Annotated in this window: 17 protein-coding genes and 2 tRNA genes; 12 read left to right on the top strand and 7 right to left on the bottom strand. The window is 64.9% G+C overall.

The annotated features are described in order from the left end of the window. The first annotated feature begins 22 nt into the window (after positions 1–22). The 4 genes from thiD (at position 23) to AB3X10_RS12860 (ending at position 2,074) form a co-directional block, all read left to right on the top strand. The gene (gene thiD / locus AB3X10_RS12845) at positions 23–832 is read left to right on the top strand and encodes a bifunctional hydroxymethylpyrimidine kinase/phosphomethylpyrimidine kinase (protein WP_369975429.1); all 810 of its coding nucleotides are present in this window, start codon (positions 23–25) and stop codon (positions 830–832) included. Further along, the gene (locus AB3X10_RS12850; protein ID WP_369975431.1) at positions 829–1,683 is read left to right on the top strand and encodes an alpha/beta fold hydrolase; all 855 of its coding nucleotides are present in this window, start codon (positions 829–831) and stop codon (positions 1,681–1,683) included. Before thiD ends, AB3X10_RS12850 begins: the two co-directional genes overlap by 4 nt. A gap of 63 nt (positions 1,684–1,746) precedes the next feature. Next, a tRNA-Arg gene (locus AB3X10_RS12855) sits at positions 1,747–1,823 on the top strand. Positions 1,824–1,997: 174 nt separating this feature from the next. Then, positions 1,998–2,074 (top strand) — tRNA-Arg (locus AB3X10_RS12860). Positions 2,075–2,156: 82 nt separating this feature from the next. On the opposite strand, the gene AB3X10_RS12865 is transcribed toward AB3X10_RS12860, so the two are convergent. Together AB3X10_RS12865 and AB3X10_RS12870 are read right to left on the bottom strand one after the other, a co-directional pair. Continuing rightward, a complete protein-coding gene (locus AB3X10_RS12865) occupies positions 2,157–3,146 on the bottom strand; it encodes a DedA family protein/thiosulfate sulfurtransferase GlpE (protein WP_369975433.1) in 990 nt (329 codons plus the stop codon). A gap of 114 nt (positions 3,147–3,260) precedes the next feature. Beyond that, the gene (locus tag AB3X10_RS12870) at positions 3,261–4,187 is read right to left on the bottom strand and encodes a LysR substrate-binding domain-containing protein (RefSeq protein ID WP_369975435.1); all 927 of its coding nucleotides are present in this window, start codon (positions 4,185–4,187) and stop codon (positions 3,261–3,263) included. A 161-nt stretch (positions 4,188–4,348) separates the two neighbouring features. Between AB3X10_RS12870 and AB3X10_RS12875 the strand changes: the two genes are divergently transcribed. From AB3X10_RS12875 to AB3X10_RS12890, 4 genes are all read left to right on the top strand, one after another. Next, the gene (locus tag AB3X10_RS12875) at positions 4,349–5,050 is read left to right on the top strand and encodes a pirin family protein (RefSeq protein WP_369975437.1); all 702 of its coding nucleotides are present in this window, start codon (positions 4,349–4,351) and stop codon (positions 5,048–5,050) included. 273 nt (positions 5,051–5,323) lie between these two features. Then, the gene (glgX, locus tag AB3X10_RS12880) at positions 5,324–7,462 is read left to right on the top strand and encodes a glycogen debranching protein GlgX (RefSeq protein ID WP_369975439.1); all 2,139 of its coding nucleotides are present in this window, start codon (positions 5,324–5,326) and stop codon (positions 7,460–7,462) included. A 513-nt stretch (positions 7,463–7,975) separates the two neighbouring features. Then, positions 7,976–8,146, top strand: a complete 171-nt coding sequence (locus AB3X10_RS12885) for a CsbD family protein (protein WP_179564197.1) — start codon at positions 7,976–7,978, stop codon at positions 8,144–8,146. Between the two features lie 1,030 nt (positions 8,147–9,176). After that, positions 9,177–9,542: a hypothetical protein gene (locus tag AB3X10_RS12890; protein WP_369975440.1), complete on the top strand. Its 366-nt coding sequence runs from the start codon at positions 9,177–9,179 to the stop codon at positions 9,540–9,542. A gap of 52 nt (positions 9,543–9,594) precedes the next feature. Here the strand turns inward: AB3X10_RS12890 and AB3X10_RS12895 are convergent, their stop codons facing one another. Next, positions 9,595–11,205, bottom strand: a complete 1,611-nt coding sequence (locus AB3X10_RS12895) for a MobA/MobL family protein (RefSeq protein WP_369975441.1) — start codon at positions 11,203–11,205, stop codon at positions 9,595–9,597. Between the two features lie 266 nt (positions 11,206–11,471). Between AB3X10_RS12895 and traD the strand changes: the two genes are divergently transcribed. Together traD and AB3X10_RS12905 are read left to right on the top strand one after the other, a co-directional pair. Continuing rightward, on the top strand, positions 11,472–11,798 hold the full coding sequence (gene traD / locus AB3X10_RS12900; RefSeq protein WP_369975443.1) for a conjugal transfer protein TraD: 327 nt from the start codon (positions 11,472–11,474) through the stop codon (positions 11,796–11,798). A 259-nt stretch (positions 11,799–12,057) separates the two neighbouring features. Further along, positions 12,058–12,330, top strand: a complete 273-nt coding sequence (locus AB3X10_RS12905; protein ID WP_369981812.1) for an HNH endonuclease — start codon at positions 12,058–12,060, stop codon at positions 12,328–12,330. Positions 12,331–12,364: 34 nt separating this feature from the next. Here the strand turns inward: AB3X10_RS12905 and AB3X10_RS12910 are convergent, their stop codons facing one another. Genes AB3X10_RS12910 through AB3X10_RS12920 form a run of 3 tightly spaced genes read right to left on the bottom strand, consistent with a single transcriptional unit; the run spans position 12,365 to position 15,329 of the window. After that, positions 12,365–13,156 carry a DUF6988 family protein gene (locus AB3X10_RS12910; protein ID WP_369975445.1) on the bottom strand — a complete coding sequence of 264 codons (792 nt, stop codon included), beginning with the start codon at positions 13,154–13,156 and terminating at the stop codon, positions 12,365–12,367. After that, positions 13,153–13,854: a hypothetical protein gene (locus tag AB3X10_RS12915; RefSeq protein ID WP_369975446.1), complete on the bottom strand. Its 702-nt coding sequence runs from the start codon at positions 13,852–13,854 to the stop codon at positions 13,153–13,155. Before AB3X10_RS12915 ends, AB3X10_RS12910 begins: the two co-directional genes overlap by 4 nt. Further along, positions 13,833–15,329 (bottom strand): hypothetical protein, encoded by a 1,497-nt coding sequence (locus AB3X10_RS12920; protein WP_369975448.1) that lies wholly within the window; start codon positions 15,327–15,329, stop codon positions 13,833–13,835. Before AB3X10_RS12920 ends, AB3X10_RS12915 begins: the two co-directional genes overlap by 22 nt. A 151-nt stretch (positions 15,330–15,480) precedes the next feature. Between AB3X10_RS12920 and AB3X10_RS12925 the strand changes: the two genes are divergently transcribed. Beyond that, positions 15,481–15,825: a hypothetical protein gene (locus AB3X10_RS12925; RefSeq protein WP_369975450.1), complete on the top strand. Its 345-nt coding sequence runs from the start codon at positions 15,481–15,483 to the stop codon at positions 15,823–15,825. Between the two features lie 142 nt (positions 15,826–15,967). On the opposite strand, the gene AB3X10_RS12930 is transcribed toward AB3X10_RS12925, so the two are convergent. Then, positions 15,968–16,204 carry a hypothetical protein gene (locus AB3X10_RS12930; protein WP_369975451.1) on the bottom strand — a complete coding sequence of 79 codons (237 nt, stop codon included), beginning with the start codon at positions 16,202–16,204 and terminating at the stop codon, positions 15,968–15,970. Positions 16,205–16,611: 407 nt separating this feature from the next. On the opposite strand from AB3X10_RS12930, the gene AB3X10_RS12935 reads away from it, so the two are divergent. Then, complete coding sequence (locus AB3X10_RS12935; RefSeq protein WP_369975453.1) at positions 16,612–17,487, top strand: hypothetical protein; 876 nt, start codon at positions 16,612–16,614, stop codon at positions 17,485–17,487. The last annotated feature ends 351 nt before the right edge of the window (positions 17,488–17,838 follow it).

Genomic DNA, 17,838 nt, shown 5'->3' on the forward strand with positions numbered 1-17,838 from the left:
GCGGGCGCTGCACAATCGGCGCATGAGCGAACCCACCGTCGTCTCCGCACTGAGCATCGCCGGCACCGATTCGGGCGGCGGCGCCGGCATCCAGGCCGATCTGAAGACCTTCGCCGCGCACCGCGTGCACGGCCTGTCGGCGGTGGCCGCGCTGACCGCGCAGCACACCCGCGGGGTCAGCGCCGTGCACGTGCCGCCGCTGCCGTTCCTGCGCGCGCAGATCGATGCCTGCTTCGCCGATTTCGACATCGCCGCGGTCAAGCTGGGCATGCTCGCCAATGCCGCGGTGATCCACCTGGTCGCCGATGCGCTGGAACAGTACCGCCCGCCGTTCGTGGTGCTGGACCCGGTAATGGTCGCCACCAGCGGCGCCAAGCTGCTCGAGGACGACGCGCTGGATGCGCTGCGCCGCCGCCTGCTGCCGCTGGCGACCCTGGTCACGCCGAACGCACCGGAAGCGCAGCTGTTGCTGGGGCGCACGATCGAGAACGCCGACGACGCCGAGCACGCCACCGCCGCGCTGCTCGAGGCCGGCGCGCAGGCGGTGCTGCTCAAGGGCGGCCATCTGGCCGAAGGCCATCGGGTGATCGACCGCTACGACGACGGGGTCAGCCGCAGCGAATTCAGCCACGCGCGGCTGGACCTGCAGGCGCACGGCACCGGCTGCACCCTCGCCGCGGCGATCGCCGCGCAGCTGTGCCAGGGCCTGGCGCTGCCGGTGGCCTGCGAAGCGGCGATCGACTATGTCGCCCGCGCGCTGCAGGGCGGCTACCGCCCCGGCCGCGGCGACGTGGTGGTGCTGGACCACTTCGGCGCCGCGCGCCACGCATGAGCATGCCCGTGCCGGCGGACGACGCGCTGCAGGCCAGCGCCGGCGACGGCCATCGCTGGACCGTGCTGGCGCGCATCCCCGCGGCGCCGCGCCGGGCGCTGCTGTGGCTGCCCGCGCTCGGCGTGGCCGCGCGCCACTACCTGCCGTTCGCCGAGGCGCTGGCCGCACGGGGCGTGGCCGTGTTCCTGCACGAATGGCGCGGCAACGGCAGCAGCTCGCTGCGTGCGTCGCGCACCCAGGACTGGGGCTATCGGCAGCTGCTGTGCGAGGACCTGCCGGCCAGCCATGCGGCGCTCGCGCAGCGCCACAGCGCGTTGCCGCCGACCATCGGCGGCCACAGCCTTGGCGGACAACTCGCCTGCTGCTACGCCGCGTTGCATCCGCAGGCGTTCGCCGGACTGTGGCTGGTCGCCAGCGGCAGCCCGTACTGGCGCTGTTTCGGCGCGCCGCGGCGCCATCTGCTGCCGCTGGCGTATCGCCTGCTGCCGTGGCTGGCGCAGCGCCAGGGCGTGCTGCACGGACGCCGGCTCGGCTTCGGCGGCACCGAGGCGCGCTCCCTGATCGCGGACTGGGCGCGGGTGGGCCTGCGCAATCGCTATGCCGCGGCAGGCGTGGCGGCTGACCTGGAAGCGCTGCTGGCGCAGGTGACCGTGCCGGTCCATGGCGTGCTGCTGCAGGACGACTGGATGGCGCCGGAACCCTCGCTGCGCGCCCTGCTGCACAAGCTGGCGCCGCGCACGCTCGACGTGCGTTCGCTGGATGCGGCGCGACTGGGCACCGCGGCCGACCATTTCGCCTGGATGAAGCGGCCGGCGGCGGTGGCGCAGGCCCTGCTCGGCGCGGCGGCGTGAATTTTTTCTGCGAAGGGCATTGACGGGTCAGGGGGACTCGGTAATAATTCCGCTCCTGACGACGCGCCCGTAGCTCAGTTGGATAGAGTACCTGGCTACGAACCAGGCGGTCGGGAGTTCGAATCTCTCCGGGCGCACCAGTCAGATGAAAAACGACAAACTCGGTTTGTCGTTTTTTTTTTGCGCGTTCGCCAAACGCTTGCAGGCGCCGCGAGCGCCGCGTTGCGAGCGGGCATCGCGGCGAACTCTGCGCGGCGACGCACGCCGGTGTAGACGAATCGGCAGAACTCGGGAATAATCCCGCGCCTGACAACGCGCCCGTAGCTCAGTTGGATAGAGTACCTGGCTACGAACCAGGCGGTCGGGAGTTCGAATCTCTCCGGGCGCACCAGTCAGATGAAAAACGACAAGCCTGCGCTTGTCGTTTTTTTTTGCCTTGCGCCCGGCCACGCAAGCGCGCGTGCGCTACGCCCTCACGCGGCGACCTTGCCGCCGATGCCCGGCGCCTGCGCCGCCGCGTCGCCGCCCAGCTCGATCACCGCGTAGCCTGCCGCGCGCCACGCCTCCAGCCCGCCACGCAGCGGCACCACGTCCTCGTAGTGATGCTGGCGCAGGCGCGTGGCCAGCACCGCGGCCGACACCTCGTTCGGGCAGGCGCAGTAGATGACGATCTTGCGGTCGCGCGGCAACGCCGCGACGATGGCGTCGATGCGGCGATCGTCCACCTCCAGCGCACCGGGAATCGCATACGGCTCCAGCGTGCGATACCCCGGCGCGCGGATGTCCAGCAGCACCGGCGTCGCCTCGCCCTGCATCAAGGCGTACAGCTCGTCGACCTCGATGCGCAGCGTCTCCATCGACTTCAGCAGCGCATGCCGGCGCCAGGCGCGATAGCCGACGTAGAGCGCGAGCAGGCCCGCCAGCAGCAGCACCGCGCGCGTGCCGAGCAGGCTCAGCCAGTCCAGCACGTCCTGCACCTGATCGGCGAACGCCAGGCCCAACAACAGGCCGCAACCGGCCCACAACGCCGCGCCCAGCGCGTCGTAGCGCAGGAACTGGCCCGGCCGCACCCGCATCGCCCCGGCCATCGGCACCGACACCATCGACAGGCCGGGCACGAACTTGGCCACCGCCAGCACGCGTACGCCCCAGCGGGTGTAGAAGCGCTCGGTCTTCTTCATGCAGGTGTCGCGCGACAGCGACAGCCGGCACAGCGACTGCAGCGTGCGGTTGCCGTAGCGGCGGCCGGCGCCGAACCAGACCAGGTCGCCGATCAGGCTGGCCACCATCGACACCGACAAGGCCGCCAGCAGGCCGCTCCACACCGCGCCGCCGTCGAGCAGCGCATAGGTCGCACCAACCAGGATCAGGGTCGGCAATGCCGGCACCGGCAGGCCCAGCGACAAGGCCAGCACGTTGACGAAGACCAGGCCCAGGCCGTAACGCGCGATCAGTTCCTGCATGGCCATGCCTGCGCCCGGGGGAAGAAGGAATGCGCCATTATCCTCCCGGCATCGAGCGCCGGCGCGCGCGGCGGCGCATCACCCGCAGAACAGACTCGCCCATCCGATACGCCGTCAGTCCAGGCGCGCCTGCAACCGCGCCAGCCACGCCTCGAACACGCCGGGCCGGCGCATGCGCGCGCGCCACCAGGCCAGCGCCGCGCCCTCCTCGCCGCTGCGCCACGCCAGCTGGAACACCTCGTCCGGCTTCGGCTCCTCGACCCGCTTGCGCACCAGCGCGCCGCGCGCCAGCGCCGCCCGCGCATACGGCTCGGGCAGGAAGCCGAAGCCCAGCCCGGCCAGCTGCAGCCGGTATTTGCTGCGCATGTCCGGCACGGTCAGCGCATCCTGGCCGAACAGCAGCCCGACCGTGCGCGGCAGCAGCCGCCGCGCCGAATCGGCGACCGCGATCGCGCGATGTTCGGCCAGCTGGCTGCGGCCGAGCGGCTCGGCGGCCTGCGCCAGCGGATGGCCTGGCGCGACCACGAACACGAACGGCAAGGTGCCGAACGGTTCGGCCACATAGCCGCCGCCGCTGGGCCCCTCCCCGGCCGCGCCGAGCAGCAGGTCCACGCGCCGGTCCAGCAGCGCCTCCCAGGTGCCGGACAGCGACTCCTGCAGGATCCGCAGCCGGGTCTGGTCGGCGACCGCATAGAACGCGGCCACGTCCTCGGCCAGGCAGTCCGGCGCGAACACCGAATCCAGCCCCAGCGCGAACTCGGTCTCCCAGCCGGAGGCGACGCGGCGCACGCGCAGCTCCAGGTCTCCGGCCGCGCGCAGCAGATGCCGGCCCTCGCGCAGCAATTCGGCCCCGGCCGCGGTGAGCGCCACCTTCGGCCCCAGCCGCTCGAACAGCTGCACGCCCAGGTCCTCCTCCAGCTTGGCCACCGTGTAGGAAATCGTGGACGGCACCTTGTGCAGCGCCTTGCCGGCCGCCGAGAACGAGCCGCGGCGGTCGATGGCGTCGATGATCTGCAGGGCGTCGAGGCTGATCTTGAGCATTCGAATTTTTCGATGATAGGTGCCGAATCTATCCGTTTTTCAAACCCGGGAACAGCGCGGATACTTGCCCTCACCGCAAGGCAGCCACGAAATCAAGCAGATATCGCGACTGTCCTGCCTATCGATCCACTTGCACATCCCGCCACTACCAGGAGCTTCCCATGCTGCAGATCCGCACCAGCGACACCCGCGGCCGTGCCGAACACGGCTGGCTGTCCTCGCGCCACACCTTCTCCTTCGGCCACTACCACGACCCGCGCCACATGGGCTTCGGGCCGCTGCGGGTGATCAACGAGGACCGGGTGAAGCCGGGCCAGGGCTTCGGCACCCATGCGCACCGCGACATGGAGATCCTGTCCTACGTGCTCGACGGCGCGCTGGAGCACAAGGACAGCATGGGCAACGGTTCGGTGCTGCGCTACGGCGACGTGCAGCGCATGAGCGCCGGTTCCGGGGTCACCCACAGCGAATTCAACCACTCCGCCAGCGAACCGGTGCACTTCCTGCAGATCTGGCTGTTGCCGGAACGCGCCGGGATCGAACCGGGCTACGAGGAAAAGCACTTCGCACCGGAGACCAAGCGCGGCCAGCTGCGCCTGATCGCCGCGCCGCAGGGCGAGGATGGCGCGGTGACGATCCACCAGGATGCGCGCATCTATGCGTCGATCCTGGATGGCGACGAGCGCATCGCCTACCCGCTGGCCGCCGGGCGCGGCGCCTACGTGCAGGTCATCCGCGGTTCGCTGACGGTCAACGGCCAGGCGCTGCAGGCCGGCGACGCGGCGCAGATCGTCGACGAGGCAGAGCTGCGCTTCGCCGATGCGCAGGACACGGAATTCCTGCTGTTCGACCTGCCGCGCTGAGCCGCGACACCGGCCGGCCGTTGCCGCAGCACGGGCGGCGCCCGCAGAACCCGCCCGATGGCGGGTTCCGCGGGTTCGCGCGGCGCAGCGCGCATCCGTGGCGGCACTGGCCGCACCGATCGCAACGCCAGGCATGGCCATGTGCGGGCTGGGCGCCACAGCGCCCATTCCTCACGCGCCCCTCGACATGCCATGACGCGTCCTGCACGGCATCCGCGTCAATGCTTGCGCTCTTCCCCACACGCCGGCATGCCGGCCAAGAGCCCTGCCCCGATGCGACACCCCACCAGCGCCGTCTACGCCACTCCCTCGCGCATCCGCCAGGGCCGCCCCTTCCCCCGCGGCGCCGTCTTCGACGGCCAGGGCACCAACTTCGCCCTGTTCTCGGCGCACGCCACGCGCGTGGAGCTGTGCCTGTTCGACGAGGCCGGCACCGAGACGCGGCTGGACCTGCCCGAGTACACCAACGAGATCTGGCACGGCTACCTGCCCGACGTGGCGCCGGGCCAGCGCTACGGCTATCGCGTGCACGGCCCGTATGCGCCGAGCGAAGGCCATCGCTTCAATCCCAACAAGCTGCTGCTCGACCCCTACGCCCGCGAGATCGAGGGCGACCTGATCTGGGCCGACGAACTCTACGGCTACACCGTCGGCCACCCGGATGGCGACCTCAGTTTCGACGAGCGCGACAGCGCGCCGTTCATGCCCAAGTGCGTGGTCGTCGAGGACACCTACGACTGGGGCGACGACGCCCGCCTGCTGACGCCATGGAGCGAAACGCTGATCTACGAGACGCACGTGCGCGGCTACAGCATGCGCCATCCGCAGGTGCCGCAGGAACTGCGCGGGACCTGCGCCGCACTGGCCCAGGAACCGGTGCTGCGCTACATCAAGGAGCTGGGCGTCAGCGCGGTGGAACTGCTGCCGGTGCATGCCTACCTGGACGACCAGCACCTGCTCGACAAGGACCTGCGCAACTATTGGGGCTACAACACCCTGGGCTTCTTCGCGATCAAGTCGCGCTACCTGGCCAGCGGCCACCGCGACGAGTTCCGCGACATGGTCAAGGCCATGCACCGCCAGGGCCTGGAAGTCATCCTCGACGTGGTCTACAACCACACCGCCGAGGGCAGCGAACTCGGCCCCACCCTGTCGTTCCGCGGCATCGACAACGCCAGCTACTACCGCCTGGCCGAGGACAAGCGCTACTACATCAACGATACCGGCACCGGCAACACCTTGAACCTGAGCAACTCGCGGGTGATCCAGTTGGTCAACGATTCGCTGCGCTACTGGGCCGGCGAGATGCACGTGGACGGCTTCCGCTTCGACCTGGCCACCATCCTCGGCCGCGAACCCACCGGCTTCGACCAGCGCGGCGGCTTCCTGGATGCGTGCAACCAGGATCCATTGCTGTCGGAAGTGAAGCTGATCGCCGAGCCGTGGGACTGCGGCCCGGGCGGCTACCAGGTCGGCCATTTCCCGCCGGGCTGGTCGGAGTGGAACGACAAGTTCCGCGACAACGCACGCGCGTTCTGGAAGGGCGACGACGGCATGCTCGCCGAGTTCGCGACCCGCTTCACCGGCTCGGCCGACCTGTTCGATCGCCGCGGCCGCCGGCCGTGGGCCTCGGTCAACTTCATCACCGCGCACGACGGCTTCACCCTGCGCGACCTGGTCAGCTACAACGAAAAGCACAACGACGCCAACGGCGAGGACAACCGCGACGGCTCGTCCAACGACGGCTCCTGCAACTACGGCGAGGAAGGCGCGACCGACAACGCCGAGATCCTGCAGCTGCGCGAGCGGCAGATGAAGAACCTGCTGGCCACGCTGCTGCTGGCGCAAGGCACGCCGATGCTGCTTGCCGGCGACGAACGCGCGCAGACCCAGGGCGGCAACAACAACACCTATTGCCAGGACAACGAGATCACCTGGCTCGACTGGGACAACGACCCGACCGAAGGCCGGCTGACCGACTTCGTGAAGGCGCTGAGCGCATTGCGCAAGCGCTACCCGATCCTGACCCGCGGCCGCTTCCTCAACGGCCAGTACAACGAGGAAGCCGGCGTACGCGATCTCACCTGGCTCAACCCCGGCGGCACGGAAATGGAGGATGCGCACTGGACCGATGCCGGCGCGCGCGCAGTCGGGCTGCTGCTGGAGGGCAAGGCGCAGACCTCCGGGGTCAAGGAACTGGCCAACGACGACACCTTGCTCATCGTCATCAACGCCTACCACGAGGGCGTGAACTTCGTCCTGCCCAACTCCGAGGAGGAACTGCACTGGAAGCTGGTGCTGTCCACCGACGAGGCCTTGCAGGTGGACACGATGCCGGCAGGCGCGAGCGATTTCCTGGCACCGCCGCGCAGCGTCAGCGTGTTCGAATGCCAGGCGCCGCAGCCTCGGTGACGACACGCGTCACCCGGAGGCCGCAAGCCGGCAGCCGGGTGTCGCATGCGGCATGCTGCGGCCTCCGCAAGCGCAACCGAATCCAGCCTTCAGAACCATCGGCACGCCGCATCCGGCGGCTCGCATCGGACATCCGAGGACGAGGAAAAACGCGGGGGAATGGGTCATCGGCAGCCTTGTCCAAGGCTGGCGTATCGCAAGGCCACGCTTCCAGCATTCCGACCAGCGCAGCGACCCGCTCGCGCTGTCTGTACCCCTGTGGACACGTCGAGGCGCACGATCCCGGGATCCAAGGCCGGTGCACAACAGCGCAGCGCCATGGCCCCTGGCGTCGAGTGCCGGCTGCGCCCCTGGACGACGTGAGAACTGGACCGAAGCATCGCCTCGGCACCCAAACTTTCCAGCGATTAAACGGCACTTCCGACTGCGCCCAATCTTCACTCGTGCCATACCACCGTACGCGCAGTTTGGAGATGCCCGCTCAAGGGCTCTAACTTACTCGTGGAGTCAACGATGGATAAGAATCGCACTGAAGGCGCCAAGAACCAGGTCAAGGGCACCGTCAAGGAAGTCGTCGGCAAGGTCACCGGCAACAAGTTGAAGGAAGTCGAAGGCAAACTGCAGAAGGGCGCCGGCAAGGTCCAGAGCGAAGTCGGCAAGGCGCGGGACAACGCCCGCCACTGAGTACTTTGCAAGCAGGCCGGGCTCGAGTCTTTCGCTGGCCGGATGCCGGCCAGATGCTTCTCGAGCCCGGCAGCGAGAGCCAGACAGTCGTCGAGATCGCGCGCCAGAAAGGCCTGAAGCTACGCGTCCGATAGATCCCGGCGGCGACGGCTTTGGCATGGGGGCGAGCGACCGCCCCCAACACCCCAATGCATTGCCACACATCGGCCGAACCGGGAAACGTGGCGGTTGCCACTGGATTCGACGTTCCGAAACAACGCCTCAATCCGTCGGTGAATGCTCTTCACTGCAAGTTGCACGACCGACTTGCGCCTCCAAGCCATCAAGGCCCAGACGCCATTCAAGGTTTCGTCCAGCTCTACCACATCCCCTGACTGCCGATTGCTACGGCAGCTTGAGCAGGCATCGCGCTGCAGCAGCAGTGGCGAGCAGCCCATCGCCACAAGGACGCATCTCGGGCCGCGACGCGTTCGATGAGCTTGCGACTGAAGCATGCCTGCAAGTCGCAGCAATACGGCAAAGCGAACCTGGCAGCAACCGGCCGCGCGGCATCAGATGGCGCGCTACTCGCGTGCAAGAGTGCCCATGAGCGGTCACGGCAATGGAAAAGAAAAACGCCCGCAAATCGTTGATTTGCGGGCGTTTCCTTGACACTGGCGGAGTGAGAGGGACACAATTTAAAATCCTCTAACCCATTGATGCCGATCGTCTTTTCCCACCTGGACACCCGCAAATTGTGTCCAAGGGATGGTCCTGCGCTCGGGATCGTAGCCGAGGCGGCATGCAATGTGGATCCCCTCGGCCTAGGCCCACCAACGGCACGTGATCGGGAGCAACATCGCCCACCGCCGGCGCACCGGCGATGCCGATTCTTGACCGTTTCCTGACCCCTTCTAGGCATCCATGGACATAGGAAAGCCAACTTTGCGGCGCCTATTTATATTTGTGAAATACCTCTGAAATTTGCACTTGCGGGTTGGCGACTTGGTGCTTGGATGAAAGCTCCTTCCACAGGCTCCAAGGAGCATCCATGCAATCCGAACTCACCCTTCAAATCGCCAGCCGCCTCGTCAGCGGACTCCTTTGCCAGGAGCGGCACTGCCGCTTGCCGGATCGTGTCGACGACATCCGGCACGCGCTGGAGGTCGCCGCGGAAATGATGCGCCAATACCGCGGCGGCTCCGCTGCGCCTCCGGTGCATGACCACGCCCCGCCCAAGCCCGCCCCGACGCTAGCGTCGCCGTCCCAACCGCAAGCGCCGCGCCAGCAAGACATCCGAACCCGGGAGGCAATCGTGGTGCGCGACATGCCGTCCGTCGAAGAGTGGCGCAAGAACCGCCGACGCAAGGCGGCCCCCGACCCCGTGGCGAACAAGAAGAAGCCGACGCTCCACTGATACGCACCGATGCCCCAACAACAAAGTGCCCCGCAAGCGGGGCACCGTTGTTTCAGTGGAGGCGTGGGCGCGGTGGACGGGGGCCGCTGGGTGCACGGTCCAAGGCTGGCGGGTCGTAGAGCGCATCGGATTGAGCGTCCTGGGTGCCGAAGACCAGCGGTCGGTCGAACTCGAGGGGATAGCGCCCCAGCATCCCCTGGCTCCAGGTCTCCAGATGGCGGCAACACTCTTCGGCCTCCTGCTCGCAGAACGCTTTTTGCTCGGGGGTGACCCGAGCCCGAGCCTCCGCCAGCTCGGCCGTCCGCTTTTCCAAGGTGCTCAATCGCCATGCCCGCCGCTGCTTCCAGGCCTGCTCCGACCACGACGTGCCCGGCTGGGGATTGTTGACCGTGAACTCCTCCCAAGACCGCTCCGCGAGATGGCGGAGCTTGGAGGCGCGTTGCTCGGCCTGCAGGCGCCGTCCGAACCTGGTCAGGCTGGCCTTGAAGCGGCGCAACCGCCGGGCCAACTCCAGCAGGTCTGTGCGGAACCGGGTGTGCTCGGCGAACGCCGCGGCGCGCTCGGCCGCCCAAGCCAAGAGCTGGCGGGTGGCATGGAGTGCCCGCGCCACGCCCTCCTGGCGAAGCGCCCCCCATTCCTGGCTCAACTCAGCAACGAGCGCAGGAATGGACAGCTGCTCTGGGCGTGGCGCCCCAGGACCGCTCTCCTCCACCAGCCCCAGCCTTTGGGCGATGACCTCCATGCTGCGGGACATCTCTATCTGCCCTGCCCCGCGGCCCAGCGGCAGGGACAGCACGGCGGGAGGACGGCGGATCTCCCGTTGGGCCTGTTCGTGGCTGTGGCCGTCGGGCACCTCTGCAGCGCGTCCCTCGTTTTCGAACACGGCGATGAGTTTTTGGAAGGTCTCTTCGTTGGCCTCTTCGACCTGGCGGTTTGCCTCCGCGCGATCAGAGGCCTGGCCCCGGCGAGCGATGGCCGTCGCGTTCTTGCCCACGTGTTTTGTAGGTTCTCGCGCGAGCACGGCAGCGGCGACCAGGTCGCCGCGCGCCAGGGCCTCGCCGGCCTGAGCCTCAAGGCTGCGGTGGTCCACCTGGATTCCTAGGCCAGCCGCCTCAAGGTAGGCATTGATGGTGGTGGCGATCAACTCGCGCACCCACTGCACTTCTGTCCTGCCTGAGGGTCCGCCGTCGAGCTCACGCGTTTTGTCTACAAAACCGTCCGGCCCGATGCGCCGCGTCGTGGTCAGAACGTGGACGTGCCAGTTCAGCCCGTCTTTAGAGCCCGGGCTGTGGATGCTGGCCTGGGCCGCGAAGCCGTAGCGAGCCACCAAGGCACGGGTGACCTCCATGGCCAGCGCCGATCGCTGCGCATCGTCGAGTTCGTGAGGCAACGCGAACTCGAACTCGCGCGCGACCGTGGCGTCTTTGCGCCGCTCGGCCGCCTCGGCCGCCGGCCAGAGCTGAGCCGGGACGACGGCCCAGTCCGGCGCGTCCTCGGGAGCGATGCAGCGCGTTTCGACCACGCCGTCCCGCCGGCGGTAGTCGTGGCGCTGCCCTGCCTTCTCGTCCTCGAGAAGCAGGCCAGCGCGGTAGGCAGCCGCAGCAATGGACGAATGTCCTTTGGCGCGACTGAAAGTTTTGATGTTGGCGTGGTAGATGGCCATGAGGCGGCGGCTCCGAAGCAGTGGGGTTGCCTCGTTTATGCCTCGGCTTTGGATTTGCGCAAGCGCCGCTGGCGCTTGGGGTTCAAGGGGCAAAGCCCTTTGCGCACGCATCACGTAGTGATGCCTAGGTGCGCTCTTGCTTGTTTCTTTTAAGCCTTGTTTTTCAGATCCTTTCGATTCCGAGGGAGTCCAAATTTTCGAGCCGGCATGAACTTGACGCGAGCCATTTCTTTGGTTGACTCGTAAGCAAGCAGAGGAGAAATCAGATGAGCGCGACAAACCACTACCACGACCGAATCCATCGAGCCACCGAACGACTAGCGCAGCTTCAAGCGCGCGAGCTTTTAGCGAGCCAGCGCCAAGCGGTAAAGGCGAAGGAAACGCAACGTCGCGAAGAAGCCAAGCGACGCATGCAGGTCGCAGAGCTTGTGTTTTTAGCCGGTGCCGAAACGCTGGAGGATGCTGAGTTAGTCGGCGCGCTGTTGAGCTATGTAGAAAGCCGCAATGACCATGATGTCCGCAACCAAGCACGCTCGCGCGGGACCTTGCGGCTGACAATGGCAGACGCAGAAGACAGCCAAATCAGGCACTGACCTGGCTCTTCAGTGTTAGCACTTGCTCGCTGCCCTCGAGTTGCAGCCGCCTGAGAGTTGAGCTAAAACATGGCTACCGGTCGCTGAGCGTCGGTGTTGTGCCCGCATGCCAAACGGCTCCGGGTGCCCGAGGTCCACCCAATGGGGGCGCGGGAATCTTTCGATTCCGGAGCCGACCATGACCGACAAACGCCTCAAATCCCTTCGCGCCAACGCCTTCCAATCCCAGTCCGGCCGCTGCTACTACTGTGACCTGCCGATGTGGCATTCCTCTCCACACGAGTTGGGCCTTCGACCACGCTCTGCTGGCCCGTTCCGATGCACGGCCGAGCATCTCGTAGCTCGACAAGACGGCGGGAAAGACGTGGTCAGCAACGTCGTGGCTGCCCACGCGGCTTGCAACCACCGCCGGCACAAGCGGTCTGCGCCTGTGCCTTCAGCTACCGACTACCGAACATTGGTGCAACGTCAGCTGGCGAAGGGAAAATGGTGGCCGCAGTGGATTCACGGGCTAGGCATCGGTGCCCCATGACGTCGAGCGCTCACCTGAGACGCCCTTTCTCCAATCAATAGGTGTCAAAGGCAAGCCGATCCATACGGGCGATGTGTTGACGCATGTAGCGGGCCATGGCCGTGGCAGCACAGGCAACCAAGTCGCTGTCTTCCCATGCCCCAACCCCCACTGCACTCAGGGCGGTGATGACGCAGAGGTTCGTCGTCGCCACCGAATTGACCGTGGCCTGAAACAAAATGTCTGCCGGCACGTGGGCGCCGATCTGACCATTAGGATCCTGATACATAGCCCGGATTGCCTTTCCGCCATGGACCAGCCCGCAAAGCGGATCCCACACATCGCTTACGGTGCGCGCCAGCTTTTGGGGCTCCTCGTCCTGACCTATCCGTGCAAGAGTTATTTCGACATCGGCGGCCAAGTCCTTCAATGAGATGGCCACCCACTTTCCTTTTTCATTCTTTTTCCGGGGCCCTCGGTCTTCCTGAAGAAAGTCTTGAAACTGATCCTCGTCGGCGAGGAACTGGACAAACACCGCTCGCAGGAACTGCTCGATCTGCGAGCGATGCATCCCCAACGCCACGGCCGGCAGATCGATGGGATGGGTTTCTAACAAGAAGAGCAATGCGCGGCCGTAGTCCATCGATGCCCTCAGCAACTGAAAGGACACCCGGTGACGCTCACCGCCCGTCGGGATGCCGATCCGCGAGATGCACCCCATGTTGGTCTCTAAGCTTTCCCTGGCCTCCATTGCTTCTTGAGCAATGTCTTGCGCTGTGGGCGATCTCCGCTGTCGAACGGATGACAGCACGGCTTGAATCCCACTTGTTAAAGGATCTTCGGTCATACCATTGGCTCGTGGTGTGGACACTCCAGCAGGTGCCGCAACGCTGCGGCCCGGTCCTCCCAGCGATCCACGTTCCACGAGGGGTGGTAAACCCAAGTCATCCACGCCATACCATTGCCGTAATCAAGCGACCACACATGCCGCTCCTCCAAGTAGCGGCGCCGGCGCCCTTCTGAGTTGACATGGCGTGCATGGAAGACGGGCTGATCGGTGGGCTCACCGTGCGCGAACATGCGCCACGCCGTCCGCCCCAGCACCAGGATCACCTCTGGCTGGAGGAGCGGAAGAATGGCGCTTACCAGAACTTTCCCGCCGTCCTTGAAGTCATCGCCCGACGGGCGATGTCCTGCTGCGGTGCCAGCGAAACGCTGGGACAGGTTGCAGAAGGCGACGCGCTTCCAAGCCTGCGCTGCATCGGAAAGCGCTAGTGTGCCCTTGCCCGTCAGCAAACGATCCAGCTCGTCGAAGAACTTCCCCCCACCCTTCCGCTCACAGGTCTCCATGTCCCCGAACGTGTCACGGGTGAAAGGCCGAGTGAGGGCGGGGTCGCCGGTCCACCCGTCTTCGCGGTAGTGGGATTCGCCCAACAGCAGCACACGGCGCCCCCCAAAGCCCTCTAGATACCGGCTGCCCACGTAGGGCACAAAGGCCACCGCGTCTGGCCAGTCTTCAAATTTCAACGATGCGCTGTCTTCCATGATGGACTCTCCTCGGTCCTCAGATCCTGCTTAGTCGTAGTCAATGCGGTCTTCGCCACTTGCCCAGGTTCTGCGACCCACAAGCGCGCGACTTCGGGGAATAGGCGGACCAAGAGCGCGTCCCAGGATCGATCAGGCGCGAACGTGCTCTCGCCCTTGGCTAGGCTGGCGAGCACGCTTTTCATTTTGCCTTGAAGCTTCGCGGTCCGATCCTGCGGCAATACAGTCTTCAACTGGCCATGCGCCCGAAGCATGCAGCGGTAGAACCATAGGCTTTTAGGCCAAACCTTGTGGGCATGGTGTCCTAACTCGGCCAGCGTCTCAAAGCCAATGCCAATGGGCCGTCCCTGACCGTGCTTGATCGAGTAGCCGATCACCAACAAGCGCTCCAAGTCGCCGCTCCCTTTGGCATAGAGCGGCAGCGCGATTCCCACTTGAGCAAATGAGCGGCGCAACTCCCCCCATCGGCGATCCCGTTCTTTGTAGTCGACGAGCTCGCCTCGGAGCATGGCCACGTAGAACGTTTCGAAGGCCTCTCGGCGGAGGCCCCAGATTTGATCCTCCTGCCAAGCCAACCGATCCGTCTCTGCTTGGGCTCTATGCCGTTCGTAATCGAAGGCGTAGGCCCGGGGGATACCGCGGCTGCAGGTGTCAAAGATGAGTTTTTCGAACGGGATTTCCTGACGCACCTCCACGTCGCGGATCGTGCCGTTCTCCAGGCGCGGCTCCAACCAAACGCCTTCAAGGTAGAAGCGACCCTCGCGTTGGGAGCGGGCCACGGTGTCGGGGGTGACCCGAAACGCGTTGCGGTTGTTGGCGAAGAACAGGTCGTCTTCGGACAGCCGGAACTGCTCCAGATTCAACTCCTTGAAGAGCCAGAGCATGCGCCCCCCGTTCTTCCGGTAATGCCTCATCCGCTCGGCGATGACGTGCACGAACGTCGTGGAGAGCTGGATCTCAATGGCCCATTTCTGGCCGTCCCGCTGCGTCTGCACGTCGGGCTGGCGCCACTTCACGCCTTCGATGTCCCACCACCGCTCTTCCAGTTTGGTCTTTTGGAAGGACGGGTCAGCTTCCAAGCTCTCACGCACCCACTCCTTGAATGCCTTGTGTAGCGCGCCCTCCTTACACAACCCGAACTTGCGCGCCACGATGGCTTGGGGCGAGTGCCCCTTGCGACCGGTGCACGTTTCCCGATGGCGGGCCGTGAGGTGATCGAAGTAGAAGCGGAACTCGCTTCGGGCACGGATGGCTTTGGACCTCACACCCATGGCGTCCTGGCAGTGGGGGCACGTGAACCGCGGGGTGCCGTCGAGCACTTCCAACTCAGCAGCCAGCCGCCCATCCCGAACGACTTCCCCGTAGTCCCGGCCATCCATGAAAGCATCCAAGGTCAGGCACTCGCCACTGTCCCGATCCCAAACCAAATCATGGGAGCGCTTCGCAGCCGGCACGTATAGGACGGTGTTCTCCATGGTTTCACTTTAGCCCTGCTCCGTCTCGCGAGGTGAGACGCTCGGAAGCCAGCATTTTGGACATCTTGGAACTGCTCTTGGCTTGGGTTTCCCAATACCAACCCCATTGCCTTTTGGGACAGGGATGTCCTGTCGAACAGGGAGAAATCGAATGTTGAAGTTCTACACCAAGGACCCAGCCGAACTGCTCCAGAAGTTCAAGGCAAAGCTCAAGGCCAAGCAAGGCCAGGACAGCATTAAGACGTGGGAACAGGTCGGCGAGAACTTTGGCCATACTTCCGAGCGCTGGAAGAATAAGTTGGAGTTCAAAGCAAACGTCAACGCTGGGGCTGAGAAGCCGAACCTGGCCTTTACGATGACATCGATAGAAAAGGGCACCCAAGAGGAACAGCAGATCGTCTACGCCTACTACCACGGCCACTTGCTGCAAACATTTGTGGACCATCTTGGCGAACACTTCACGGCAGCCTACTACGCCGACACCCGGAAGAAGTGATCCCCATGAAGGCCCTCGTAAGGGGCCTTTTTGATGCACGCGAGTTTGCACCAAGGCCGCCACGACAATCGCGATCTACCGACGGCTGAGCGGGCGTCAAGACAGATGCCAAAGCGGGCACGGGGCCCGAAGGCGCCTCTCCTCATGCGAAGGCGTGCTCCGCCCCCAGCACGGTCCACCCTCGGTCCATTAGGTTGCATCGGTGCAGCCAGCGCTCTTCCTCGGTCATCCACACGGGATGGGCCACTGGAACCTCAACCGGCTCCAGCGGCCCCAGGACCGGTGGCAGCGTGGGATTGTCGTCCAGGAATAGGACGTAGAAGTGCTCGCCGGTATGGTCGGCGGTCATTCGATACAGCGTTAGATGTGATTTGCTCATGGAAGTTCTCCTATTGGTTAATGTCGAAGCCGAGCAGGCTTGACCTCATTACTTATCCCCTTCCACCAAAGATTTCGAAGAGTCCTTGTGCCGCAAGGGTTTCCATTTTAAAAGCGTCGGGTGATCTGGCTTCCGGTATCCTTTTCCCAACAGGGGAACACAACACCATGAGACAACGGATCATTGGCTTGGCCCTCGTGGCCATGCTCGCTGGATGCAATGCGCCCACTCCTCCACCCATTGCGACTCCGGAGCCACCGGTAGCGCTTCCTGCACCAGTCGCCAAACCCGAGCCAGCACCAGTTCCGAAGGAAACCGCAGCTCCAGCACCGAATGAACCAAAGGCACACGCCGACGATCCAGCCGTAGTCGCAAGGCTGCGGAAGTTGATAGAAGAAAGGGATGCATTGGCCACGAAGGTGTTCCAGGCAGGTGTGGCCATCGACGGGCACACCTCCGCCGGCACGGCGTTCAACGAGATCCATATCCCTGAGCACAAGTGCTGGGTGTTGGGACAACTGCTGGGCAAGGGCGCCGTCGTGAAGCCGGTGGAAATCACTTACCAACCAGACTACGAAACGCAGACGACAGAGAACGCCTCCGATCTGCGAATAATGAGCAACTCCCTCTATAACTTCGCTAGTGTGGCTAAGCACATCCTGGGCATGGCGCACGACGAACGCGTTGTCACCTGGAACCTCGACTGCGCGGGACAGCTAGGCTTGTCCCGCACCTTGATCAAGCAGGAAGGAAAATCCTCCTTCTACGTGGTGACGAACGAAGGCCGCGCCCTGAAGGTGTTAGGCGATATCGAGGAGGGCTTTGCGAAGAAGATCCAAGACGCCATCGAGGCAAACCCCACTGTGGAGGTCGTAACGCTGGGAAGCGGCGGTGGATACGTCATCGAGGCGATGCAGGCAGGTGCCTACATCCGCAGCAAGGGACTGCACACCACCCTCTTCAGTAACTGCTACTCCGCGTGCCCCTTGGTCTTCATGGCCGGTGTGGAACGGCAGAACTGGTCCCCCTACCCCAAACTGGGCTTTCATCAGATATACACCACTGACGGTCAAGCCATCCCATTGGACAGCGAACCCTATCGCCAGGTGTTCAGCTACCTGGTGCGCATGGGAATCGAACCCCGCTACGTGCTCCAGAAAATGTGGTCAGCCCCACCATCGGAAATGACCAATGTAGACGGTGAGGACTACGACCTTTGCCGCGCCAACATCACCACGTGGATTCAACGAGGTTGTTCCAACCGGGACTACGGCCACCTCTGAACGCTCGCCTTGGAATGCTCGGCTTGCCCATCAAGCTACCATCATCGTATATAAGTCTACCGCCGGTCGCTGAGCGTCGGTGTTGTGCCCGCACTCCGAACGGCTCCGGGTGCCCGAGGTTCTCGCTAAAAGGCACGGGAATCCTTTCGATTCCGGAGCCTCCCACGAGCAAGACCGGCCGCTGTTTCTGAGGTTGGCGGCACCGTCCGGATGCATCCCGCGATGGGACCCACATCAGAGGGACAAATCGGTATTGAACCGTGAGCTGAAATCGATCCTTGCTGCGCAGCAACGCCTTGCTTCAACAGACTGAGCTCACCGCTCACTCCTGGAACCTTTCCTTTCGCCTAC

The organism is Xanthomonas sp. DAR 80977 (assembly GCF_041240605.1).
GTDB lineage: Bacteria > Pseudomonadota > Gammaproteobacteria > Xanthomonadales > Xanthomonadaceae > Xanthomonas_A > Xanthomonas_A bundabergensis.

Bases quoted from the DNA above. Each gene is read 5' to 3' on its own strand.
- AB3X10_RS12915 (WP_369975446.1), bottom strand. From the start codon at position 13,854: ATGGAAGACAGCGCATCGTTGAAATTTGAAGACTGGCCAGACGCGGTG.
- AB3X10_RS12895 (WP_369975441.1), bottom strand. From the start codon at position 11,205: ATGGCCATCTACCACGCCAACATCAAAACTTTCAGTCGCGCCAAAGGA.
- AB3X10_RS12925 (WP_369975450.1), top strand. From the start codon at position 15,481: ATGTTGAAGTTCTACACCAAGGACCCAGCCGAACTGCTCCAGAAGTTC.
- AB3X10_RS12885 (WP_179564197.1), top strand. From the start codon at position 7,976: ATGGATAAGAATCGCACTGAAGGCGCCAAGAACCAGGTCAAGGGCACC.
- AB3X10_RS12890 (WP_369975440.1), top strand. From the start codon at position 9,177: ATGCAATCCGAACTCACCCTTCAAATCGCCAGCCGCCTCGTCAGCGGA.
- AB3X10_RS12850 (WP_369975431.1), top strand. From the start codon at position 829: ATGAGCATGCCCGTGCCGGCGGACGACGCGCTGCAGGCCAGCGCCGGC.
- AB3X10_RS12920 (WP_369975448.1), bottom strand. From the start codon at position 15,329: ATGGAGAACACCGTCCTATACGTGCCGGCTGCGAAGCGCTCCCATGAT.
- AB3X10_RS12875 (WP_369975437.1), top strand. From the start codon at position 4,349: ATGCTGCAGATCCGCACCAGCGACACCCGCGGCCGTGCCGAACACGGC.
- traD (WP_369975443.1), top strand. From the start codon at position 11,472: ATGAGCGCGACAAACCACTACCACGACCGAATCCATCGAGCCACCGAA.
- AB3X10_RS12905 (WP_369981812.1), top strand. From the start codon at position 12,058: ATGTGGCATTCCTCTCCACACGAGTTGGGCCTTCGACCACGCTCTGCT.
- AB3X10_RS12865 (WP_369975433.1), bottom strand. From the start codon at position 3,146: ATGCAGGAACTGATCGCGCGTTACGGCCTGGGCCTGGTCTTCGTCAAC.
- AB3X10_RS12930 (WP_369975451.1), bottom strand. From the start codon at position 16,204: ATGAGCAAATCACATCTAACGCTGTATCGAATGACCGCCGACCATACC.
- AB3X10_RS12910 (WP_369975445.1), bottom strand. From the start codon at position 13,156: ATGACCGAAGATCCTTTAACAAGTGGGATTCAAGCCGTGCTGTCATCC.
- AB3X10_RS12870 (WP_369975435.1), bottom strand. From the start codon at position 4,187: ATGCTCAAGATCAGCCTCGACGCCCTGCAGATCATCGACGCCATCGAC.
- thiD (WP_369975429.1), top strand. From the start codon at position 23: ATGAGCGAACCCACCGTCGTCTCCGCACTGAGCATCGCCGGCACCGAT.
- glgX (WP_369975439.1), top strand. From the start codon at position 5,324: ATGCGACACCCCACCAGCGCCGTCTACGCCACTCCCTCGCGCATCCGC.